General features: G+C 42.9%; 17 protein-coding genes and 1 riboswitch. Of the genes, 13 read left to right on the top strand and 4 right to left on the bottom strand.

All coding sequences use genetic code 11. The annotated features are described in order from the left end of the window. Window positions 1-42: 42 nt before the first annotated feature. The 4 genes from LFUMFP_RS06245 to LFUMFP_RS06230 are packed head-to-tail and all read left to right on the top strand — an operon-like array spanning window position 43 to window position 5,155. Window positions 43-702 carry a histidine phosphatase family protein gene (locus LFUMFP_RS06245; protein ID WP_106483271.1) on the top strand — a complete coding sequence of 220 codons (660 nt, stop codon included), beginning with the start codon at window positions 43-45 and terminating at the stop codon, window positions 700-702. Window positions 703-713: 11 nt separating this feature from the next. Continuing rightward, window positions 714-1,373 (top strand): tetratricopeptide repeat protein, encoded by a 660-nt coding sequence (locus tag LFUMFP_RS06240; RefSeq protein WP_106483270.1) that lies wholly within the window; start codon window positions 714-716, stop codon window positions 1,371-1,373. A gap of 5 nt (window positions 1,374-1,378) precedes the next feature. After that, a complete protein-coding gene (recD2, locus tag LFUMFP_RS06235) occupies window positions 1,379-3,895 on the top strand; it encodes an SF1B family DNA helicase RecD2 (RefSeq protein WP_106483269.1) in 2,517 nt (838 codons plus the stop codon). Between the two features lie 48 nt (window positions 3,896-3,943). Then, complete coding sequence (locus LFUMFP_RS06230; protein WP_408609864.1) at window positions 3,944-5,155, top strand: GNAT family N-acetyltransferase; 1,212 nt, start codon at window positions 3,944-3,946, stop codon at window positions 5,153-5,155. A gap of 56 nt (window positions 5,156-5,211) precedes the next feature. Here the strand turns inward: LFUMFP_RS06230 and LFUMFP_RS06225 are convergent, their stop codons facing one another. The 3 genes from LFUMFP_RS06225 to LFUMFP_RS06215 form a co-directional block, all read right to left on the bottom strand. Then, window positions 5,212-6,177: a diacylglycerol/lipid kinase family protein gene (locus LFUMFP_RS06225; RefSeq protein ID WP_025082405.1), complete on the bottom strand. Its 966-nt coding sequence runs from the start codon at window positions 6,175-6,177 to the stop codon at window positions 5,212-5,214. Window positions 6,178-6,450: 273 nt separating this feature from the next. Further along, window positions 6,451-8,139 (bottom strand): ribonuclease J1, encoded by a 1,689-nt coding sequence (rnjA, locus tag LFUMFP_RS06220; RefSeq protein ID WP_025082404.1) that lies wholly within the window; start codon window positions 8,137-8,139, stop codon window positions 6,451-6,453. 3 nt (window positions 8,140-8,142) lie between these two features. Continuing rightward, window positions 8,143-8,355 carry a DNA-directed RNA polymerase subunit epsilon gene (locus tag LFUMFP_RS06215; protein WP_025082403.1) on the bottom strand — a complete coding sequence of 71 codons (213 nt, stop codon included), beginning with the start codon at window positions 8,353-8,355 and terminating at the stop codon, window positions 8,143-8,145. A gap of 197 nt (window positions 8,356-8,552) precedes the next feature. Between LFUMFP_RS06215 and LFUMFP_RS06210 the strand changes: the two genes are divergently transcribed. Genes LFUMFP_RS06210 through LFUMFP_RS06200 form a run of 3 tightly spaced genes read left to right on the top strand, consistent with a single transcriptional unit; the run spans window position 8,553 to window position 12,552 of the window. Continuing rightward, on the top strand, window positions 8,553-9,032 hold the full coding sequence (locus LFUMFP_RS06210) for a hypothetical protein (RefSeq protein WP_025082402.1): 480 nt from the start codon (window positions 8,553-8,555) through the stop codon (window positions 9,030-9,032). Between the two features lie 36 nt (window positions 9,033-9,068). Further along, complete coding sequence (locus LFUMFP_RS06205; protein WP_025082401.1) at window positions 9,069-10,808, top strand: ABC transporter ATP-binding protein; 1,740 nt, start codon at window positions 9,069-9,071, stop codon at window positions 10,806-10,808. Continuing rightward, a complete protein-coding gene (locus LFUMFP_RS06200) occupies window positions 10,795-12,552 on the top strand; it encodes an ABC transporter ATP-binding protein (protein ID WP_025082400.1) in 1,758 nt (585 codons plus the stop codon). Before LFUMFP_RS06205 ends, LFUMFP_RS06200 begins: the two co-directional genes overlap by 14 nt. A 53-nt stretch (window positions 12,553-12,605) precedes the next feature. Here LFUMFP_RS06200 and def read toward each other — a convergent pair whose 3' ends face one another. Continuing rightward, the gene (gene def, locus LFUMFP_RS06195; RefSeq protein WP_025082399.1) at window positions 12,606-13,160 is read right to left on the bottom strand and encodes a peptide deformylase; all 555 of its coding nucleotides are present in this window, start codon (window positions 13,158-13,160) and stop codon (window positions 12,606-12,608) included. 116 nt (window positions 13,161-13,276) lie between these two features. After that, a riboswitch (M-box (ykoK) riboswitch) is annotated at window positions 13,277-13,442 on the top strand. Window positions 13,443-13,665: 223 nt separating this feature from the next. Here def and LFUMFP_RS06190 point away from each other — a divergent pair. The 6 genes from LFUMFP_RS06190 to LFUMFP_RS06165 all read left to right on the top strand — a co-directional run bounded on the left by LFUMFP_RS06190 (window position 13,666) and on the right by LFUMFP_RS06165 (window position 20,218). After that, a complete protein-coding gene (locus LFUMFP_RS06190; protein WP_025082398.1) occupies window positions 13,666-14,343 on the top strand; it encodes a hypothetical protein in 678 nt (225 codons plus the stop codon). A gap of 295 nt (window positions 14,344-14,638) precedes the next feature. Further along, a complete protein-coding gene (pdhA, locus tag LFUMFP_RS06185) occupies window positions 14,639-15,748 on the top strand; it encodes a pyruvate dehydrogenase (acetyl-transferring) E1 component subunit alpha (RefSeq protein ID WP_025082397.1) in 1,110 nt (369 codons plus the stop codon). 1 nt (window position 15,749) lies between these two features. Then, window positions 15,750-16,727, top strand: a complete 978-nt coding sequence (locus LFUMFP_RS06180) for an alpha-ketoacid dehydrogenase subunit beta (protein WP_025082396.1) — start codon at window positions 15,750-15,752, stop codon at window positions 16,725-16,727. A gap of 30 nt (window positions 16,728-16,757) precedes the next feature. Then, window positions 16,758-18,368 (top strand): dihydrolipoyllysine-residue acetyltransferase, encoded by a 1,611-nt coding sequence (locus LFUMFP_RS06175; RefSeq protein ID WP_025082395.1) that lies wholly within the window; start codon window positions 16,758-16,760, stop codon window positions 18,366-18,368. A 7-nt stretch (window positions 18,369-18,375) separates the two neighbouring features. Continuing rightward, window positions 18,376-19,782: a dihydrolipoyl dehydrogenase gene (lpdA, locus tag LFUMFP_RS06170; protein WP_025082394.1), complete on the top strand. Its 1,407-nt coding sequence runs from the start codon at window positions 18,376-18,378 to the stop codon at window positions 19,780-19,782. 154 nt (window positions 19,783-19,936) lie between these two features. After that, entirely contained in the window at window positions 19,937-20,218 is a 282-nt protein-coding gene (locus tag LFUMFP_RS06165) for a UPF0223 family protein (protein WP_025082393.1), read from the top strand. The last annotated feature ends 3 nt before the right edge of the window (window positions 20,219-20,221 follow it).

The raw sequence follows: 20,221 nt of genomic DNA, 5'->3' as shown, positions 1-20,221 counted from the left end.
CTTTCATAATGAAAGGTAAGTTATTTTTGAGGAGCAGTGGCGATGACAACTTTATATTTTGTGCGACATGGTAAGACGGAATGGAATTTAGAGGGGCGTTATCAAGGCGCTCACGGGGATTCACCATTATTACCGACGAGTTATACTGAAATAGCTGAATTAGCCGCTTATTTAAAGGCGATTCAATTCACACATTTATATACGAGTCCGTTGAAACGCGCGCAAGTAACGTCTGAAACGTTGAAAAAAGCGTTAAAACAACCTTTTCCGGTGACGATTGTTGACGATTTACATGAATTTGATTTAGGACAGATGGAAGGGATGGCATTCACGGATGTTTTTAAACAATTTCCGCAAGAAATCGCGGCCTTTCGTGAAGCCCCAGCTGACTATGATCCAACAACGATTAACGGTGAAACCTTTGCATCTGTGATTCAACGGACGAATGCGGCAGTTCAAACCATCGTGACAGCGGCCCAACCAACCGATAATATTCTAATTGTCAGTCACGGTGCGGCAATGGTTGCGATGATTCAAGCCTTATTAAAAACCCCGATTGCTGACATTCGTAAAGATGGCGGATTGACTAATTCATCGGTCACGACTTTAGAGACGTTGGATGGTGGGATTTCGTATCAATTATTAGACTGGAATGAAACGTGCTTTTTGAAACGCACGTTATCAGCTTCAGATACAATCTAGGAGATGATTAAATGGAAGCGGCAATTTTAAAACAATGGTCAGATGGCCAACATGAAGAAGCGGTCCAAGCGTTAGTGGATTATTTAAAAAAAACACCGGCTGATATTGAAGCTTATGTGACGTTAGCGACTTTTTTGACCACTCTCCAAGATTTTGAACAAGCGGAAGTATTGTTGCAAAAAGCATTGACCAAATTTCCTGATCAACCAGCGCTCTCATACGCGTTAGGCACGTTGTATTACCAAGCCGAATCGTATCAACAGGCTGAGGCCATTTTTATGGAGTTGGTTAAAAATTCGCAGTCGGTTGATGCCCAATATATGTTGGCGCAAACGTATCATCAGATGGAACAAAATCCACGAGCATTAGTTTTTGCGTTAACGGCGCAAGAACAACAACCACAGGAATTAGATACGAATATTTTGGTGGGTAATATTTTAATTAGTTTGGGTGATTTTGACCAAGCCCAAAGTTATCTTAAAAAGGCGCTTAAAATTAATGCGCAAAATGGTGAGGCCCTCTTTAAATACGGGTTAACCCAACTCGTGTTAGACCAGCCGAGTGCGACTTATTTTGAACGAGCTAAAAAAGTCGCACCGGATTATTTTGAAAAAAATAAGCAACAATTAATGGATATTGAAGGTTTTATGCAAGCTAAAGATCATCAATAGTAGGGATGGCGATTTTGGAAACAACGACAGAAGTAATTAGCAAACCAACCGTAACCGGAACAGTGCAGAGTATTTTTTATGAAAGTCCCGAGAACTTCTTTAAAATCCTATTAATCAAAGTGGCGCATAAAACGATTGACTGGCCCGAACCTGAAATCGTAGTCACTGGGAGTTTTGGTGATATTAAAGAAGATGAACAATACACCTTTTATGGGAAATTGATTACGCATCCTAAATATGGTAAACAATTTCAAGCCGATAATTATCAGGTCAACCAACCAACGACGAAGGCCGGGTTGGTGGCTTATTTGTCGGGTGAGAAATTTGCGGGGATTGGTCAAAAAACGGCCGAAAAAATTGTTGATACCTTAGGGTTAGAGGCCATCGATACGATTTTAGCCGATCCGAAAGTATTGGCCCCTTTAGGCTTAAACGAGCAAAAACAAACGACTTTAGTCGATACTTTGACGATTAATAATGGGATGGAACAAATCATTATTGGTTTAAATAGTTATGGGTTTGGGAGTTCGATGGCCTATACGATTTATCAGAATTATCAAGAAGATACATTAAAGGTCATTCAAGAAAATCCCTATCGATTAGTGGCCGATATTACTGGTGTTGGGTTCAAACGCGCGGATAATTTAGCCGAAAAATTAGGCTTTGCCGCTGATTCACCGGCCCGATTGCAAGGCGCTTTGATGCAGGCACTCAATGAATTAACGAATCAAGCGGGCGACACTTATACGCAAGCGAAGCCATTACTCGCGACAAGTATTCATTTGATGGAACAAGCCCGTAATGTGGCAATTGACCCGAATGCGGTCGCTGAACAGCTAATGGTGCTAGCGCATGATGGCAAGGTCGTTGGCGAAGATGACCGTATTTATCCGAATGGGTTATATAATGCGGAATGGCAAATTGCCGATCATCTGATGCGAATTGAAAATGAACGGGATCAAATCAGTTATCCCAAACACGATTTAGACCAAGAGATTCGCCAGTTAGAAAAACAATTCAAAATCGATTACGACGATGTTCAACAAGAAGCGATTAAATTAGCGTTGACGCACCGGGCTTTCCTATTAACCGGGGGACCGGGGACCGGTAAAACCACGATTATCAACGGGATTGTCACGCTGTTTGCGGCTTTGAATGATTTTTCGTTAGACATCAATGATTATAAAGATAAACCATTTCCAATTTTGCTAGCAGCACCGACTGGTCGTGCAGCTAAACGAATCAGTGAAACGACTGGGTTACCGGCGAGCACGATTCACCGCTTACTAGGGATTACCGGTCGGGAAAATAATCCCGATATTTCGAGTAAAGAATTAGACGGCGGTTTATTGATTATCGATGAAATGTCGATGGTTGATACCTATCTATTCCGATCACTAATTCGGGCAGTCCCGAGTCATATGCAAGTTGTTTTGGTCGGCGATAAGGATCAATTACCCTCCGTTGGCGCGGGGCAGGTCTTCTTTGATTTATTGCAGAGTCAGGTGATTCCAGCCATCGAACTGCAACAGATTCACCGGCAAGATGACGATTCAACGATTATTCAGTTGGCGCATGATATTAATCAGGGTAAATTACCCGATAATCTGGTGCAACCGCAAAAAGATCGTAGCTTTATTCAGTGTAGTCCGTATCAAATTGAATCGGTGATTCAACAAGTCGTGACTAAAGCCAAGGCGCGGGGCTTTGAAACTCGCGATATTCAAGTGTTGGCGCCGATGTACCGGGGTGCCGCTGGGATTGATCAACTCAATCCGATGATTCAAGAAATTATGAATCCAAAACTGGATGATCGAAAAAAACAGGTTACGATTGGCAATGTCCATTACCGAATCGGGGACAAAGTTTTACATCTGGTCAATAGTCCTGAACAAAACGTGTTTAATGGTGAAATTGGACAGATTACCGGGATTACGTATGCTAAAAACAGTGCTGATAAGATGGATGAATTAATCATCGCGTTTGACAGCACCGAAGTGACGTATAAACGGACTGAATGGTCGAAGATTACGTTGGCCTATTGTACGTCGATTCATAAAGCGCAGGGTTCAGAATTTGAAATGGTGATTCTACCGCTAGTTGGTCAGTACCAACGAATGCTGAAACGGAATCTATTGTATACGGCGGTCACGCGGGCTAAATCGTTATTGATTTTAATTGGCGAACCGCGTGCGTTTGAAACGGCGACTAAGGAATTATCAGCTAATCGCCAAACAACACTAAAAGAACGCATTATCAGTACTTTTGGTGGCAAACAACCAGCTAGAGCCGTTAAAATGGCGAGTGTTGGTCAAACCGAAGCCAAAACGCTTGCGCCAACGCCCACTGAATCTAAGCAGCCGGCAGAAACGACCACCCAATTGGACCTATCGGTTGAAACGGTTGAAGAGGCACCAGCTGACTATCGATTAACACCAGACGCATTAAGCAACCGTCAGATTGATCCGATGATTGGCATGACAGGGATTACACCGTATACGTATATGCCAGTTGCCAAATAGTGTATAATGAATTAACGATTGAATAATGAAAATAAATGAGGCGAAATGATGGTTGACCAGCGAGCCAATTTAGAGATTAGACCCGTGACAATTGAATATTTAGAACAGTTTAATGATTTATTACGATATGTTTTTCAAGTGACTGATCAGGAAGTTTCTGATAGCGGTTATGAAGAGGGCGAACTAGAACGGGCTAAACGGCCGGTGCTAGAAAAATCGGACGTCATTGGCTGGTTTAACGGGGACGAATTAATTTCGCAATTAGCGATTTATCCGTGCGAAGTTAATATTCACGGACAGCTATTCAAGATGGCGGGCTTAACTGGGGTCGGGACGTATCCAGAATTTGCCGGACACGGTTTGATGCACGATTTAATCAAGGTTGGTTTAGATCGAATGCGAGCTAATCAACAATGGATCTCATATCTTTATCCCTATAACATTCCTTTTTACCGTAAAAAAGGTTGGGAAATCATGTCTGATCAACTAACTTACGATATTCGTGATAGCCAATTGCCGAAACAACGACCGGTTGCCGGCCATGTTGAACGGTTAGATATCGATGATCCAGATGTGATTGAAACCTATAACCGATTTGCCCATCAAAATCACGGCGCGATGATTCGTAACGAATTGAATTGGGATGAATATTGGCGTTGGGAAAATGAAGAAGAACGGATTGCCGGTGTTTATTATGATCAGAATGAACAACCGATGGGCTATGTCTTGTACTGGATTGCTAACGAAGTTTTCCATGTAAAAGAGATGATTTATCTCAATCAAGAAGCACGGATTGGTCTGTGGAATTTTATCAGTGCCCATTATTCAATGGTCGATCACGTAAAAGGCCATTTATATCAAGATGAACCAATTTCTTTCCTGTTAGATGATGGCGATATTGAACAAACCATTCAACCTTATTTTATGGCGCGGATTGTGGATGTTCAGGAATTTCTGAAGGCCTATCCGTTTGAAACGGACGGGCACGCGTTCCACTTTGTATTGACAGATCCACTAGCGGATTGGAATAATGGGACTTTTGGTGTTTATTGGAACGACCAAGGCAAAGTCCACATTACCAAACGGCCGGTTGGCGATCCGGTTGAATGCGATATTCAAACGTTGACGACGATGTTAATGAGTTATCGACGGCCATCCTATCTAGCGAAGATTGAACGCTTGAAGGCTGATCGAAAAACGTTAAAAAATCTAGAAAATATTATTCCAATGGAACAACCGTATTTCTCAGATTATTTCTAAGTAGCACAAAAAACACCAAGCATGCCCTAAAAATCGGGGAGGCTTGGTGTTTTTGATTAGACTTTATTTTTAGGGCTTAAATCGCTGAGCCAAAAAAGTTGCTGACTGACGTTGAATTGGGCGTTGAAAGTCCGACTCCCGAGTTCTTCACCGTCCATTTGGCCAAACTCAAGCGTTTTAGTTTGGATGTTAATCTGACTCGCTTGATAATGATGAACGGCCTTAAAACGCGTGTGCTTGCCAAATAACATCATTAGAAACAAGAAACAAAAGGCAAGTGAATTAATTTTTTCAATCAGGACTAAATCGAGCAATTGATCATTGACGACCGCGGCCGGCATAATCGGTACGCCACCACCAAAATAGGGATGGTTAGTTGTGGTCGCCAAGAAAGTGTGTTTGAATGTTTCAGTTTGGCCGTCAATAGTGATGGTGGTTTCAAAATCATCCTGGTGGATGAAGGCTTTGACCAAGGAACTGACGTAAGCTAGGGAACCGAGATGGTATTTATTCAGCATTATTTTACTGTTCGAATGGTTAGTCATACTAACGACCGCGGCATCAAATCCGATACCGACGTTATTGGCAAAGTAGCGATGTTCTTCCTTAATCGCATCGTGATACTCCCCTAAATCAATTAATTGCGCTTCGGTAGTTCCTAACACCTGGTTTAAAGCAGTTAATGGATCACGGCTGAGACCAATTCCGCGCGCAAAGTCGTTACCAGAACCGCAGGGGAGATAAGCGATGGGGATGGTTGTATTATTGGCTTTTTTCAAACCATTGATGGCTTGGTTCAGCGAACCGTCGCCACCGATAACCATCAGAATCTGGTCAGTGTGTTTAAACTTAGCAAACTGAAATGCGAGTTGAGTAGTGTGACCAGCGTAATTGGAGATGTGCAATGTAAAGGGGATTTGTTTTTGGTTAAGGACGGATTCGATCTTGGGCCAAACTTGTTCGGCTTGACCGGCACCAGCCATTTTATTTAAAATAATGTAAAAATCAGGTCGAGTGGCCAAAATGCACCTCTCCTTTCAGAAAATTCAATCTGATATTTATTATAGCGGTTTAAGTTAGCTATTGACAACTTAAATTTTTTAAAATTCAAAAAAAGGGGCTGTGACATAGGTTTTAGTATCCTGATATTAAACGAACGGTCTCCTTTGACGCGCGCCAGAACTCATCAATTTCCGTTTAAATCAAAAATGCCGGTTATCCTTAGTTCGGGATAACCAGCATTTTCACCTTGATACTCAATTGATAACCGAGTTCAGGCGCAGCTTGTTTAATATTTATTCGTTACTTTGAATAATCATCGGTAGAATCATTGGACGCCGTTCAGTTTTCTCGAATAAGAAATCTTGTAAGCCGTCGATAATGGCTTCACGGACTTGATTTTCAGTCACTTTATCATTGGCGTTGAACGTGTTGACGATCATTCTGAAAACACGTCGTTGGGCTTCACTGATTAATTCACCCGATTCACGCATATAAACGAAACCACGTGATAGGATATCAGGACCAGCCAAAATGTTTTTCTGACCGAAATTAATTGTAGCAACCACCACGACTAAGCCTTCTTCAGAAAGCATTTTACGATCGCGTAAAACGACGTTGCCAATGTCACCGACACCATTACCATCGACATACACGTCTTCAGCACTGAAATGGCCAGCAACACGTGCTGAATCAGCGGTTAGTGCTAAAACATCACCATTTTCAAGGATGAAACAATTGTCTGGTTCAACACCACATTGTTGCGCTAATTCAGTATGAATTTTTTGCATCCGGTATTCACCATGACAAGGCATGAAATACTTAGGTTTCATTAAGCGGAGCATTAATTTTTGTTCTTCTTGACCACCATGACCTGAAGTATGGATGTTGTTGACTTTACCATGAATGACTTCGGCGCCGGCTTCTGATAATTTATTGATGACGTGGTTGACGCTCATCGTATTACCAGGGATTGGGTTACTTGAGAAAATCACGGTATCGCCAGGTTGAATTGAAATCTGACGGTGAGTCCCATTGGCGATCCGGCTTAAAGCCGCCATTGGTTCACCTTGAGAACCGGTACAGATGATCATGACCTTATCAGCGGGCATCGAATTTAATTGATTTGCATCGATTAAGGCTTCGTCAGGGATGTTCAAATAGCCTAGTTCACGCCCATTGACGACAGCTGCTTCCATACTCCGACCAAAAACAGCAATTTTACGGCCGTTAGCGAGTGCGGCATCAACCGCTTGGGAAACCCGAGAAATGTTCGAAGCGAAGGTGGCAAAGATAATCCGACCTTCAATCCGTTCAACGATGTGCCGGATTGAGTTTCCGACAAACCGTTCAGATTTACTGAAATTAGGAACTTCGGCGTTGGTACTATCTGACATTAAACAAAGAACGCCTTCTTCACCTAAACGCGCCATTTTTTGTAAGTTAGGGGAAGGTTGATTACCAACTGGTGTTAAATCAAACTTGAAATCACCCGTCTGGACAATCACACCTTGTGGGGTATGCACGGCGACGCCTAGTGTATCTGGAATTGAATGGGTAGTCCGGAAAAAGTCGACACTGGTTTTACGGAATTTAAGGACGGTATCTTCGCGAATTTCGTGTAGGTCAGTTGACTTTAAGAGACCATGTTCTTCTAATTTGCCCCGAATTAAAGCGAGTGCTAAAGGACCCGCATAAACTGGAATGTTGGGCACTTGTTTTAAGAAATAAGGGAGACCACCAATATGATCTTCATGACCATGGGTGATGACCAAAGCTTTAATCTTTTGTTGATTTTTTTCGAGATATTGATAATCAGAAATGACATAGTCAATCCCTAATAATTCATCTTCAGGAAACTTGATGCCGGCATCAATCACGATAATTTCATCTTGGAATTGAACACCATACATGTTCTTACCAATTTCGCCAAGACCCCCTACGGCAAAAATAGCAGTTTCGTTGTTTTTAATATTGAGTTTCATTCATTAAAACTCCGTTAGTTTGAAATCTTCTGATTCTTGTTCGAAAGTTAAATGTTCGCCGCTTAATTCTTGCACAAATTCAATATTGTAGGGTGTATTGTCTTCGACAAGTTGACGAGCTGCAACGGCGCTCTTAGCTTCAAGATAGAGTGATTTAGTCGCCTCACGACGAGGGCTTTGTGTTTTGTCTGCTTGGTATAATACTTTATAAATCAATTGTAAAACTCCTTTATGATGTTTGAATTTTTAAACGAAAGTTTAACCGTCCAGTGGTTGATTACTCAACATTTAAGAATATTTTAGCATATCTTTAAGTTAAAGTATACATTTCTGATAGGCGCTGCAATGGCGAGTTACCGACAATTCAGTTATACTATTGATTAGGAATACTTGAATGAGGATGGGTGATTAGCATGATACCTTGGGTCATTGCATTATTAACAGTGATATTATTAATTGGCTTAGTGAGCTGGATTCGACGGTTGAAACGACGGCGAGCCATGCGAATTCTACAAAAAAGTAGCCAAACAACGGTGGACGAACTCGTCAATATCGGTTACCAACGAGTCAGTACCAAGCGACCTCAATTCTATGCTTCTCCGATTCCGTTAAGGGCGAATTTACCGACGGAAGTTTGGGGCGGCAATGTGATGGTCTTTGAGTACCAAGTACCAATCGTGACGCCAGTTGACCAATTAGAGGCGATCTCAACGGAACTTGAGGAAACGCTGAACGCAGTCGCCTATGAACGCCGAATTGCGTCAGTCAGTCCACGGTATCCAGCGTTGATGATTACGGATGCTTGGTTATTGGATCAACAGTATCATTTTGACGTGGCTTTTATTGTTAATCGTGAGACGATTGAATATGTAAAGGATATGGCCCGCGTGTAAGTTAAACATTCTAAAGATAAAAGAGGTCTTGAATCGATGAAATTAATGTGGCGGTATACCATTCGCTATAAGAAGTTACTATTTTGGAATTTTATTTGTGTGTTTGGTTTTGTATTGATCGAACTAGGGTTGCCGACGCTTTTGGGGCAAATCATTGATAAAGGCATCAACCGACATACCTTTGGGCCAGTTTGGCAATTTGGTTTATTAATGGTGGTTATTTGTTTAATCGGGCTAGTCGGTTTAATCGGCTTAGCGTATACCGGTAGTCGGATTACGACACTCCTTATTCGGGATATGCGCAACGATATTTTTAAACAAACGATGCAGTTTTCGCATCAAGAATATGGTGAATTTGGGGTCTCGTCATTGATTACCAGAACCACTAATGATGCGTTTCAAGTGATGCAATTCATGTCGATGGTCTTGCGAACCGGCTTCATGACGCCGATGATGATTGTCGCGAGTGCGTTTATGATTGTTCGCACGAGTCGGTCATTATCTTGGATTGTCTTTGCAGCGATTCCGATTCTATTGATTGGCGTTTTCATTATCGGCCGACTATCTGAACCGATGTCTGAAAAACAACAGCAAAATTTAGACGGCATTAATTTAAATCTGCGTGAGAATTTAACCGGGATTCGAGTGATTCGGGCTTTTGTCCGTGAAAAATTTCAACAGAGTCGGTTTAAAAAAGTCAATGAAGCTTACAGTCAAAGCTCAATCAAATTATTCACATTGATGGCGGTCGCTCAACCGGGCTTTTCGTTCATCTTTAACATTGTTTTTGTACTGATTATTTGGCAAGGTGCGGTTCAAATTAACGCCGGTCATTTGGCTGTCGGGACTTTGATTGCCTTCATTGAATATATTTTTCACGTTCTTTTCTCGTTTATGTTATTTGCCAGCGTCTTTATGATGTACCCACGGGCGGCGGTTTCGGCGGAACGGATTGAAGAATTACTCGCCAAAAAATCGGATATGACCAATGCAGAAGATGGGATTACAACCACTGAAACCCATGGTGAATTAGTGTTTGATAATGTGTCTTTTGCGTATCCTGGTCCTACTGAAAGTCCCGTTATCCGGGATGTGTCGTTCCAAGCACATCCGGGTGAAACGGTGGCCTTTATTGGCAGTACTGGTAGTGGTAAATCGACTTTAATTCAGTTGATTCCGCGTTTCTTTGATGTGACGCGCGGACAAGTGATGTTGGATGGATATGACGTGCGTGATTATCGGATGAAAGCTTTGCGTCAAAAAATTGGTTTCATTCCCCAAAAAGCGGTGCTCTTCACCGGAACAATTGCGGATAATTTACGTTATGGCAATCCTGAGGCGACTGATGAACAGTTGTGGGAAGCCTTAACAATTGCGCAATCGAAAACCTTTGTCTCTGAAAAACCGGAAGGATTGCAAACCTATTTAGCAGAGGGTGGCAGTAATTTATCGGGTGGTCAAAAGCAACGACTTGCGATTGCTCGGGCGATTGTCCGCCGACCTGATATTTATATCTTTGATGATAGTTTTTCAGCGTTGGATTACAAAACCGATGCGGCGTTAAGAGCTGCTTTAAAACCAATTACAAAACAAGCGACCGTCTTAATCGTCGCACAACGGGTCGGGACGATTATGAATGCAGATAAAATTGTAGTCTTGAATGAAGGTCGAGTGGTCGGCATAGGGACGCATCGCGAATTATTGGCGTCTAACGAAATTTATCGGGCAATTGCGGCATCACAATTATCAGAGGAGGAGCTCAATGAAAAATCTTAAAATCTTAAAACGACTCATGCGCTACATTGGGCCTTACCGACTGACTTTTTGGGCAGCAATTGTCGCAACCGTGATTTCAGTTTTTGCGAATGCACTATGGCCTGTCATTATGGGGCTAGCGGTGACCGAAATTGGCAGTAATCTAGCACAACACGTTGCGATTAATTTCCAATATATTTCTAAAGTGATCGCAATGATTCTCAGTTTTGCGATTTTGTATCAAGTTTCAATGTTTCTGGGCTCATTCTTGATGACCCGAGCGGTGCAACGCGCCATGCGTGATTTACGGCGTGATATTGATTTGCAAATCAATGAATTACCGGTCCGGTACTTTGATTCCCAACAACAAGGGAATATTTTATCGCGGGTCACTAATGATGTGGACGCAATCACTAATGCGCTCCAACAAAGTCTGATTCAAGTCATTACCTCGATTCTGGGGATTGTGATGGCGGTGATCATGATGGTCGCAATCAATATTTGGATGGCGTTACTATCGTTGATTATGATTCCGGCGTCGTTATTGATTTCACAAAAAATTATTCAAAAATCGCAACCGTATTTCCAAGGTCAACAAAACACCTTGGGGGAATTGAACGGATTTGTGCAAGAAAATTATGGTGGATTCAGTATTTTGAAACTATACGGTCAAGAAGACCGGGCCTACACCGAATTCGAAACGATTACTGACCGGCTAACGGATTTCGGATTTAAAGCCGCTTTTGTTTCTGGTTTAATGATGCCACTTGTTGGGTTAACCACTAACTTAACTTACGCAGGGATGGCGACCTTAGGTGGTTACTATGTCTTGCACGGTGTGATTACGGTTGGTAATTTACAGGCGTTCATTCAATATATCTGGCAAATTAATCAACCGATTTCACAAATTACCCAATTATCAGGCGTGATGCAATCCGCTGCCGCGGCGACGAAACGGGTATTTGAAATTTTAGATGAACCGGTTGAAACGACCGAGCACGAGACGGCGGAATTGCCTGCCAACCCGCAAGGCCAGGTGGTCTTTAAGAATGTTTCCTTTAGTTATGACGCTCAAAAACCTTTGATTAAACATTTAAGTTTTACGGCCAATCCTGGCGATAAAATTGCGATTGTTGGGCCAACGGGTGCTGGTAAGACAACCATGATTAACCTATTGATGCGTTTTTACGACGTTGACAGCGGCGCGATTGAAATTGATGGGGTTAACACGCAACAAATCGCTAAACAAAAGGTCCGTTCATTGTTTGGGATGGTCTTGCAAGATGCGTGGTTGTATCATACGACGATTACCGAAAATATTCGGTTTGGTAAATTAGCGGCAACCGAATATGAAGTGGTTGATGCCGCTAAAACGGCGAATGTTGATCACTTTATCCATACGTTGCCTAACGGTTATCAAATGGCGATTGACGAAGAAGCGAGTAACGTTTCATTAGGCCAGAAACAACTATTGACGATTGCCCGGGCGGTGATTGCCGATCCTAAGATTCTGATTTTGGATGAAGCGACTAGTTCGGTTGATACGCGTTTGGAAGGCTTATTGCAAAAAGCGATGGAAAAAGTCATGCAAGGGCGAACCAGTTTCGTGATTGCCCATCGACTATCAACGATTCGCGATGCTAATTTAATTTTGGTGATGGATCACGGTCAGATTGTTGAACAAGGGACTCACGAGAGTTTGCTAGCGGCCGAGGGTGTTTATGCGAACCTCTATAATAGTCAATTTGCCGATAGTCAAAAATAATGGTATAAAAAAGGCGAGTCCACATAGGTGGGCCCGCCTTTTTGAATGCGATGCTATTCGATAATCAATAAATCATCATCTGCTTGGAAAGGATGTTCCATGTTGATGTGATCAAAGAACAAGATGCCATTTAAATGGTCAATTTCGTGTTGGCAAACGATTGCCGGATAGTTCTTTAAACGAAGTTTGTGGCTCGTACCGTCGACATCTTGATAACGCAAGGTAATCCGGTCATGACGAGGAACGTAGCCGGGAATATCGCGATCGACTGAGAGGCAACCTTCGCCTTCAGCAAGTGCGGCATTTTGGACAGAATGGCTAATAATCTTTGGATTAATAATCACGTCTTTAAAGATGGGTTCGTCATCTGGGCCGGGAACTAAGACGGCTGACATTTGTTTTGAAACGTCCACTTGAGGGGCGGCTAAACCGACACCGGCGCGTAAATGGTATTTCTCGGCTAATTCAGCATCTTGGCTATTCTCTAAGAATGCCATCATATCAGCTGCTAATTGTTGTTCTTCAGCAGACAATGGGAATGTAACGGGTTGTGCAATTGCTCTAAGTGTGGGGTTTCCCTCACGGATAATATCTTTCATTAATATCACAGTTCAGACCTCCGATTAATTCATCACTTATCTATTCTAGCATAATTTAAGAAGAAGCGAAATAAATCGCTTGACGGGGCTAACAATAACCAGTAAAATTAAATGTATAAGAGATATTGCTTTTCCGTTAGGTGAGGCTCCTATATGAACAGACGCTGCTACTCAGAAACATCGAGAGATGCCAATTGAGTCAACAGAAATTGCCAATTAAGGCTCTTTCTAACGTAGCTGAACAAGGTTTCTACGTCATATAGTGCTAAAACTGAACGATTGGGAACGCCAGCTTTTTTCGGTGACGCTCAATTGTTGTGCGTCTTTTTTTGTACACGGGATTCAATCAACTTAATTCAAATTAGAAAGTCTGGTGAGTAGAATGATGCAAACAGCTGAAGGTCCTAGTAGTAGTGATAACGATCATCCGAGGTGGTCTGTCATTTTACTGCCAGCAATAACCGGCTAGCAGTGTTACGACGACTTCCTCTAAAGGGAAGGAGTGTCGAACGAGATGCTAAAAAAATTAAAACCAAACATGACAATTCAAGGCATTAGTAGCTTAGAAATGCTAATGCGGGTCTTATTAACACGTCCTAGTGGTTTGACGGGCGCCGAAGTGGCTAAACGCACAGCGGTGGCACCGGAAAAAACACAATTGGTGACGGTGATGCGAGACGGCTTCTTAAGAGAAGTTAGTGCCGGCCAACTAGTGATTGGCGATATTCTAGTATTAGCAACGGTTGAAAAAGCACCAGTTGCGGTCGTTGAATTAAACGCCAACATGACGGTGGTGGCACCAGAAACGACACCAGTTAATGATTTACACGGTGTGGTGGTAGATCCACGTTTTTTAACGGTTAACCAAGTGGCTAAGGTGAAAGTGGTGCGGTCATTGATGACGGCTTTCACAGCTATGATGACTTTTAGTGGGTTATTAATGGTTAGCCCAGTCGCATTCGCTGCGGTAGCAGTAATGACGATTGCAGTAATGTTAGTTTCAATGGTTAAATTAGTTCAAATGATTAAAACCGGGCACTTTTTACGCGTCAATGGTGGTCATTCAACTTTAATGATGGTTGAATTACACCACTTGATGCAACATTTACAAGTTGAACCGGGACACAAGGCCGTTGTTCAGTCTTTGATTCACGCTGGCAACGCTGAGATACCCCAACCGATTTTTGCATAGCAGTACCCCAACAAAAAAAGCATTCACGATCGTTGTGAATGCTTTTTTTGGCTTTTAAAAACAATTATTATACAACAGATGGTTATTTTATAATAATACAGCGGTAATACAGTTACGTTTTAGTGATTGAATTCACATATATCAATCATTGCTAACGATGCTAGTATTCTCGCTCAATCATTGTTAAGCGCTTGCATTGTGTGCAATAAAATGCTAAATTAAAGGTGTTGAATCAGTAGAATAATACAGATGTATGTTATGATTAAAACAGTTAGTATTGAAGGGATGGATAATGATGGCAAACAAACACGCTGCAGTTGATTTTGACAAACTGCTTAATTCAGAAAGCCAAGAATTTAAGACGGTTCAAATTCTTGATGAAACAGGAAAAGTTGTTAATCCTGAAATAATGCCGGATCTGAGCGATGAAGAATTAGTTGATTTAATGAAACAGATGGTTTGGTCACGGGTATTAGATCAACGAGCAACGGCTTTAAATCGACAAGGCCGGTTGGGCTTTTATGCACCAACTGCCGGTCAAGAAGCTAGCCAATTAGCCAGTAATTTTGCGATGACGAAGGATGATTTTTTATTCCCAGGTTATCGCGATGTCCCACAATTAGTGCAACACGGGCTACCGTTATCACAAGCTTTCTTGTGGTCGCGTGGTCACATTGATGGTAATAAATATCCGGAATCATTAAAAGCGATGCCACCTCAAATTATTATTGGTGCGCAATACATCCAAGCGATGGGTGTGGCCGTTGGGATGAAAAAACGGCACTCTGAAAATGCCGTTTACGTCTATACCGGTGATGGTGGTACTTCACAAGGTGATTTCTATGAAGGACTCAACTTTGCGGGTGCCTTTAAAGCCCCAGCCATTTTCGTCGTTCAAAATAACGGTTTTGCGATTTCGGTCCCACGTGAAAAACAAACCGCAGCAGTCACGTTAGCTCAAAAAGGGGTTGCGGCCGGTATTCCAGCCATTCAAGTGGATGGGATGGACGCTTTAGCCGTTTATGAAGTGATGAAAGAAGCACGCGATTACGCAACTGCCGGCAATGGACCGGTTTTAATTGAAACTTTAACTTATCGTTATGGACCACATACACTGTCTGGGGATGATCCAACCCGTTACCGGACGAAGGAAACTGACGATATTTGGTTGAAACGGGATCCATTAACGCGAATGCGTCAATTTTTAACGGATAAAGGCCTTTGGTCACAAGCGCAAGAAGATACGTTGATTGATCAAGTTAAAGCAGACATTAAACAAGCGATTAATGAAGCAGACGCTGCTCCTAAACAAAAGGTAACGGACTTTTTGAAAGTTACTTTTGAAGATCAACCGCAAAATATTCAAGAACAACTCGCTGAATACACTGCAAAGGAGTCCAATTAAGATGGCACAAAAAACGATGATTCAAGCAATTACAAATGCGTTAGATTTAGAATTAGGCCAAGATGAGAATGTCTTAATTTTTGGTGAAGACGTTGGTAAAAACGGCGGGGTTTTCCGGGCAACGGAAGGCTTACAAGCCAAACATGGTGAGGACCGCGTTTTCGATACACCATTGGCTGAATCCGGCATTGGTGGTTTATCAATCGGTTTGGCCTTAGAAGGTTTTCGACCAGTCCCCGAAATTCAATTCTTTGGTTTTATTTTTGAAACCATGGATTCAATTGCCGGGCAAATGTCACGGACGCGCTATCGGATGGGCAACACCCGCAATATGCCAATCACGATTCGGGCACCTTTTGGGGGCGGTGTGCATACCCCAGAAATGCATTCAGATAATTTTGAAGGGATGATTACGCAGATTCCCGGCATTCGGGTGGTTGTACCTAGTAATCCCTATGATGCCAAAGGGCTGTTGATTTCAGCGATTCGTTCTAACGATCCGGTTCTATATTTGGAACATATGAAGTTGTACCGGTCGTTCCGGGGTGAAGTGCCAGACGAAAGTTATACGGTCCCCCTTGATAAAGCGGGAATTACGAAAGCCGGAACTGACGTGACCATCGTGACTTATGGTGCGATGGTTCGCGAAGCTCAAAAAGCGGCTGAGAATTTAGCGAAAGCCCAAATTGATGCTGAAATTATTGATTTAAGAACGATTGCGCCTTTAGATATGGCGACGATTATTACGTCGGTTAAGAAAACGGGCCACGTTGTTGTTGTTCAAGAAGCTCAAAAACAAGCAGGGGTTGGGGCGCAAGTCGCCGCTGAAATTGCTGAACGTGCGATTTTATCCTTAGAAGCACCGATTGGTCGTGTAGCAGCGCCGGATACACCATTTCCATTTGGACAAGCGGAAGCAACTTGGCTACCAAATGCAACGGATATTGAAAATAAAGTCAAAGAAATTATCAACTTTTAAAAGCTGATTAGAGAAGGGACGATTAAAAGCATGGCATATCAATTTAAGTTACCCGATATTGGCGAAGGCATTGCTGAAGGTGAAATCCAAAAATGGGCAGTGGCTGAAGGTGATGTAATCGCTGAAGATGATACGTTGTTAGAAGTTCAAAATGATAAATCAGTTGAAGAAATCCCATCACCCGTTAGTGGGAAGATTGTTAAGATTCTAGTCGCTGAAGGTGAAGTTGCAACGGTTGGTCAAGTCTTAGTTGAAATCGATTCACCCGATGCTGAAACACCGGCTGATACCACTGAACCTGTACAAGCAGTTGCTGCGGTCGTTGAAGGTGGCCAAGGGGTTTATCAATTTAAGTTACCCGATATTGGTGAAGGGATTGCTGAAGGCGAAATCCAGAAATGGGCGGTCGCTGAAGGCGATACAATTGCCGAAGACGACACTTTATTAGAAGTTCAAAATGATAAATCGGTCGAAGAAATCCCATCACCCGTTAGTGGGAAAGTCGTTAAAATTTTGGTGGGTGAAGGCGAAGTCGCGACAGTCGGCCAAGTCTTAGTTGAAATTGATGCACCTGGTCATAATACCACTACGACAACGACGGCTTCGGTTGAACCGGCAGCAGTTGTTGCGCCGGCCACTGAACAACCTGCGTCGACGAATCCAACGGTCGTTGCCATCAGTGACCCTAATCGGGAAATTCTAGCAATGCCATCAGTTCGTCAATTTGCGCGTCAAAATGACGTTGATATTAGTCAAGTCACGGCGACTGGCAAACACGGTCGGATTACCAAGGCTGATGTTGAACAATTCATGCAAGGTGGACAAGTGGTAGCGACCGGTGCCAATGATGCCGTACCAGCTGCTGCTACTGCGCAAACACAAACAACGCAAACGGCTGTTGCAACGCCAGTTAAACCATTTGTATCCGATACGCCAGAGATGGAAACCCGTGAAAAGATGTCGCCAACTCGTAAAGCAATTGCGAAAGCGATGACGACTAGCAAACACACGGCACCACACGTGACGTTGTTTGATGACGTTGAAGTGTCAGCGTTAATGACCCATCGTAAGAAATTTAAGGAAGTCGCTGCTAAGAAAGACATCAAATTAACGTTCTTGCCATACATCGTCAAAGCGTTAGTGACCGTTCTACGCGATTTCCCAATGCTCAATGCGTCAATTGATGACACGACGAACGAAATTGTTTACAAACATTATTTAAACGTCGGCATTGCGACCGATACGGATCACGGTTTATACGTACCGAACATCAAAAATGCGGATGCGAAGAGTATCTTTGCAATCGCTAAAGAAATTACTGAAAACACCCAAAAAGCGCTTGATAATCAATTGAAACCAGCAGAAATGAATGGTGGTTCAATGACCATCAGTAATATCGGTTCAATCGGTGGCGGTTGGTTTACACCAGTCATTAACCATCCTGAAGTTGCGATTTTAGGGGTTGGTAAAATTGCGACGGAACCAGTCGTCAACGCGGACGGCGAACTCGCCGTTGGCAAAGTGATGAAATTATCATTATCGTTTGATCATCGTTTAATCGATGGTGGGACTGCACAACGGGCAATGAACGAATTAAAAGAACTATTAGCTGATCCAGAGCTATTATTGATGGAAGGATGACGAGATTATGGTAGTAGGTGACTTTGCAATTGAATTAGAAACAGTCGTGATTGGTTCTGGTCCTGGTGGCTATGTTGCTGCCATTCGCGCAGCCCAATTAGGTCAAAAAGTAACGGTGATTGAACGTGGCAACATCGGCGGGGTTTGTTTGAACGTCGGTTGTATTCCTTCAAAAGCGTTGATTTCTGCCGGCCATCGGTTCCAAGCCGCTCAACATTCTGATGTTTTTGGCGTCACGACGACGGGTGCGCAACTGGACTTCGCTAAAACGCAAGATTGGAAACAACATCAGGTCGTTGAAACCTTAACGGGTGGCGTTTCGATGTTATTTAAGAAACACCACATTGATGTGTTGGAAGGTTCGGCCTTTTTAGTCGATGAGCACAGCTTACGTGTCATCCATCCGGATAGTGCCCAAACTTACAGTTTTAAAAATTTAATTATCGCCACGGGCAGTCGGCCAATTGAAATTAAGGGCTTTAAATTTAGTCAACGGGTCATCGATTCGACCGGTGGATTAAACTTAACTGAAGTGCCTAAGGAATTGGTTGTGATTGGTGGGGGCTACATTGGCTCTGAATTAGCAGGCGCTTACGCCAATCTTGGCGCACACGTCACGATTCTTGAAGGAACGGATACCATTTTACCGAACTTTGAAAAAGATATGGTGCAGTTAGTGACGAAGAACTTCAAGGCCAAGGGTGTTGACGTGATTACTGGTGCGATGGCTAAAGAAGCCGTTGAAACCGATACAAACGTCACCGTCAAATATGAAGTTAGTGGCCAGGAACAAACGCTCGTCGCTGATTATGTGATGGTGACGGTTGGTCGCCGACCTAATACAGATGACATGGGAATCGCGCAAGCGGGTATCCAATTGACTGACCGTGGTTTGATCGAAGTTGATCAACAAGGCCAAACTAATGTGTCTGGTATTTATGCGATTGGGGATATCGTTCCCGGCGCTGCCTTGGCCCATAAAGCCAGCTACGAAGCTAAAATTGCGGCTGAAGCGATTGCGGGTCAAAAGTCAATCGTTGATTATCACGCAATGCCAGCCGTTTGCTACACTGATCCGGAACTCGCGACAACCGGTTTAACGTTGGCTGAAGCCAAAGTCAAGGGGATTGACGCTAAAGCGGCTAAATTCCCATTTGCGGCGAATGGCCGTGCGTTATCACTGGCTGATACAGATGGCTTTGTGCGGTTAGTCACCACTAAAGCAGATCATACTTTAATTGGGGCACAAGTCGCAGGTGCTGGTGCCAGTGATTTGATTTCCGAATTAACGTTAGCCGTTGAATCCGGGATGAATGCTGAAGATTTAGCATTGACGATTCATCCACATCCAACGCTCAGCGAAGCGATTATGGATGGTGCTGAACTAGCGTTAGGGATGCCAATTAATATCTAAATTGAGGGGCTAAAAAGATAATCGACAAGTGTCGATTATTTTTTTATGTTAAATCGGTCGCGTTTTTAGTTGCTAAATAAGGTATAATGTAAATCAGTTAACGACAAAATATGTAAACTATCTGAAGAGCTGGTTTTGAATAACAGGAGTTTTTATGCAAACAAATTATAGTTACCCATTAGAACCTGATTGGACCCCAGATGAAGTGGTTCAGGTCATGCATCTTTATAATTCAGTGGAACAGGCTTACGAATTTGGGGTCAAGGTCACTGATTTAAAATTGGCCTACCGGGCGTTTAAAACCGTTGTGCCAAGTAAGATGCAAGAAAAGCAGTTGGATAAGGCTTTAACTGAAGCTTGTGGTTATTCGATTTATCGATGCATGCAAGCGGCTCAAAAAACCGATCGAACGCAACTCAAGATGACGGCAAATTAATTA

The organism is Latilactobacillus fuchuensis, assembly GCF_900258455.1.
GTDB classification, from domain to species: Bacteria; Bacillota; Bacilli; order Lactobacillales; family Lactobacillaceae; genus Latilactobacillus; species Latilactobacillus fuchuensis.
Note: the sequence above shows the minus strand (reverse complement) of the source record. Positions and strands in the feature narration are given on the sequence as shown.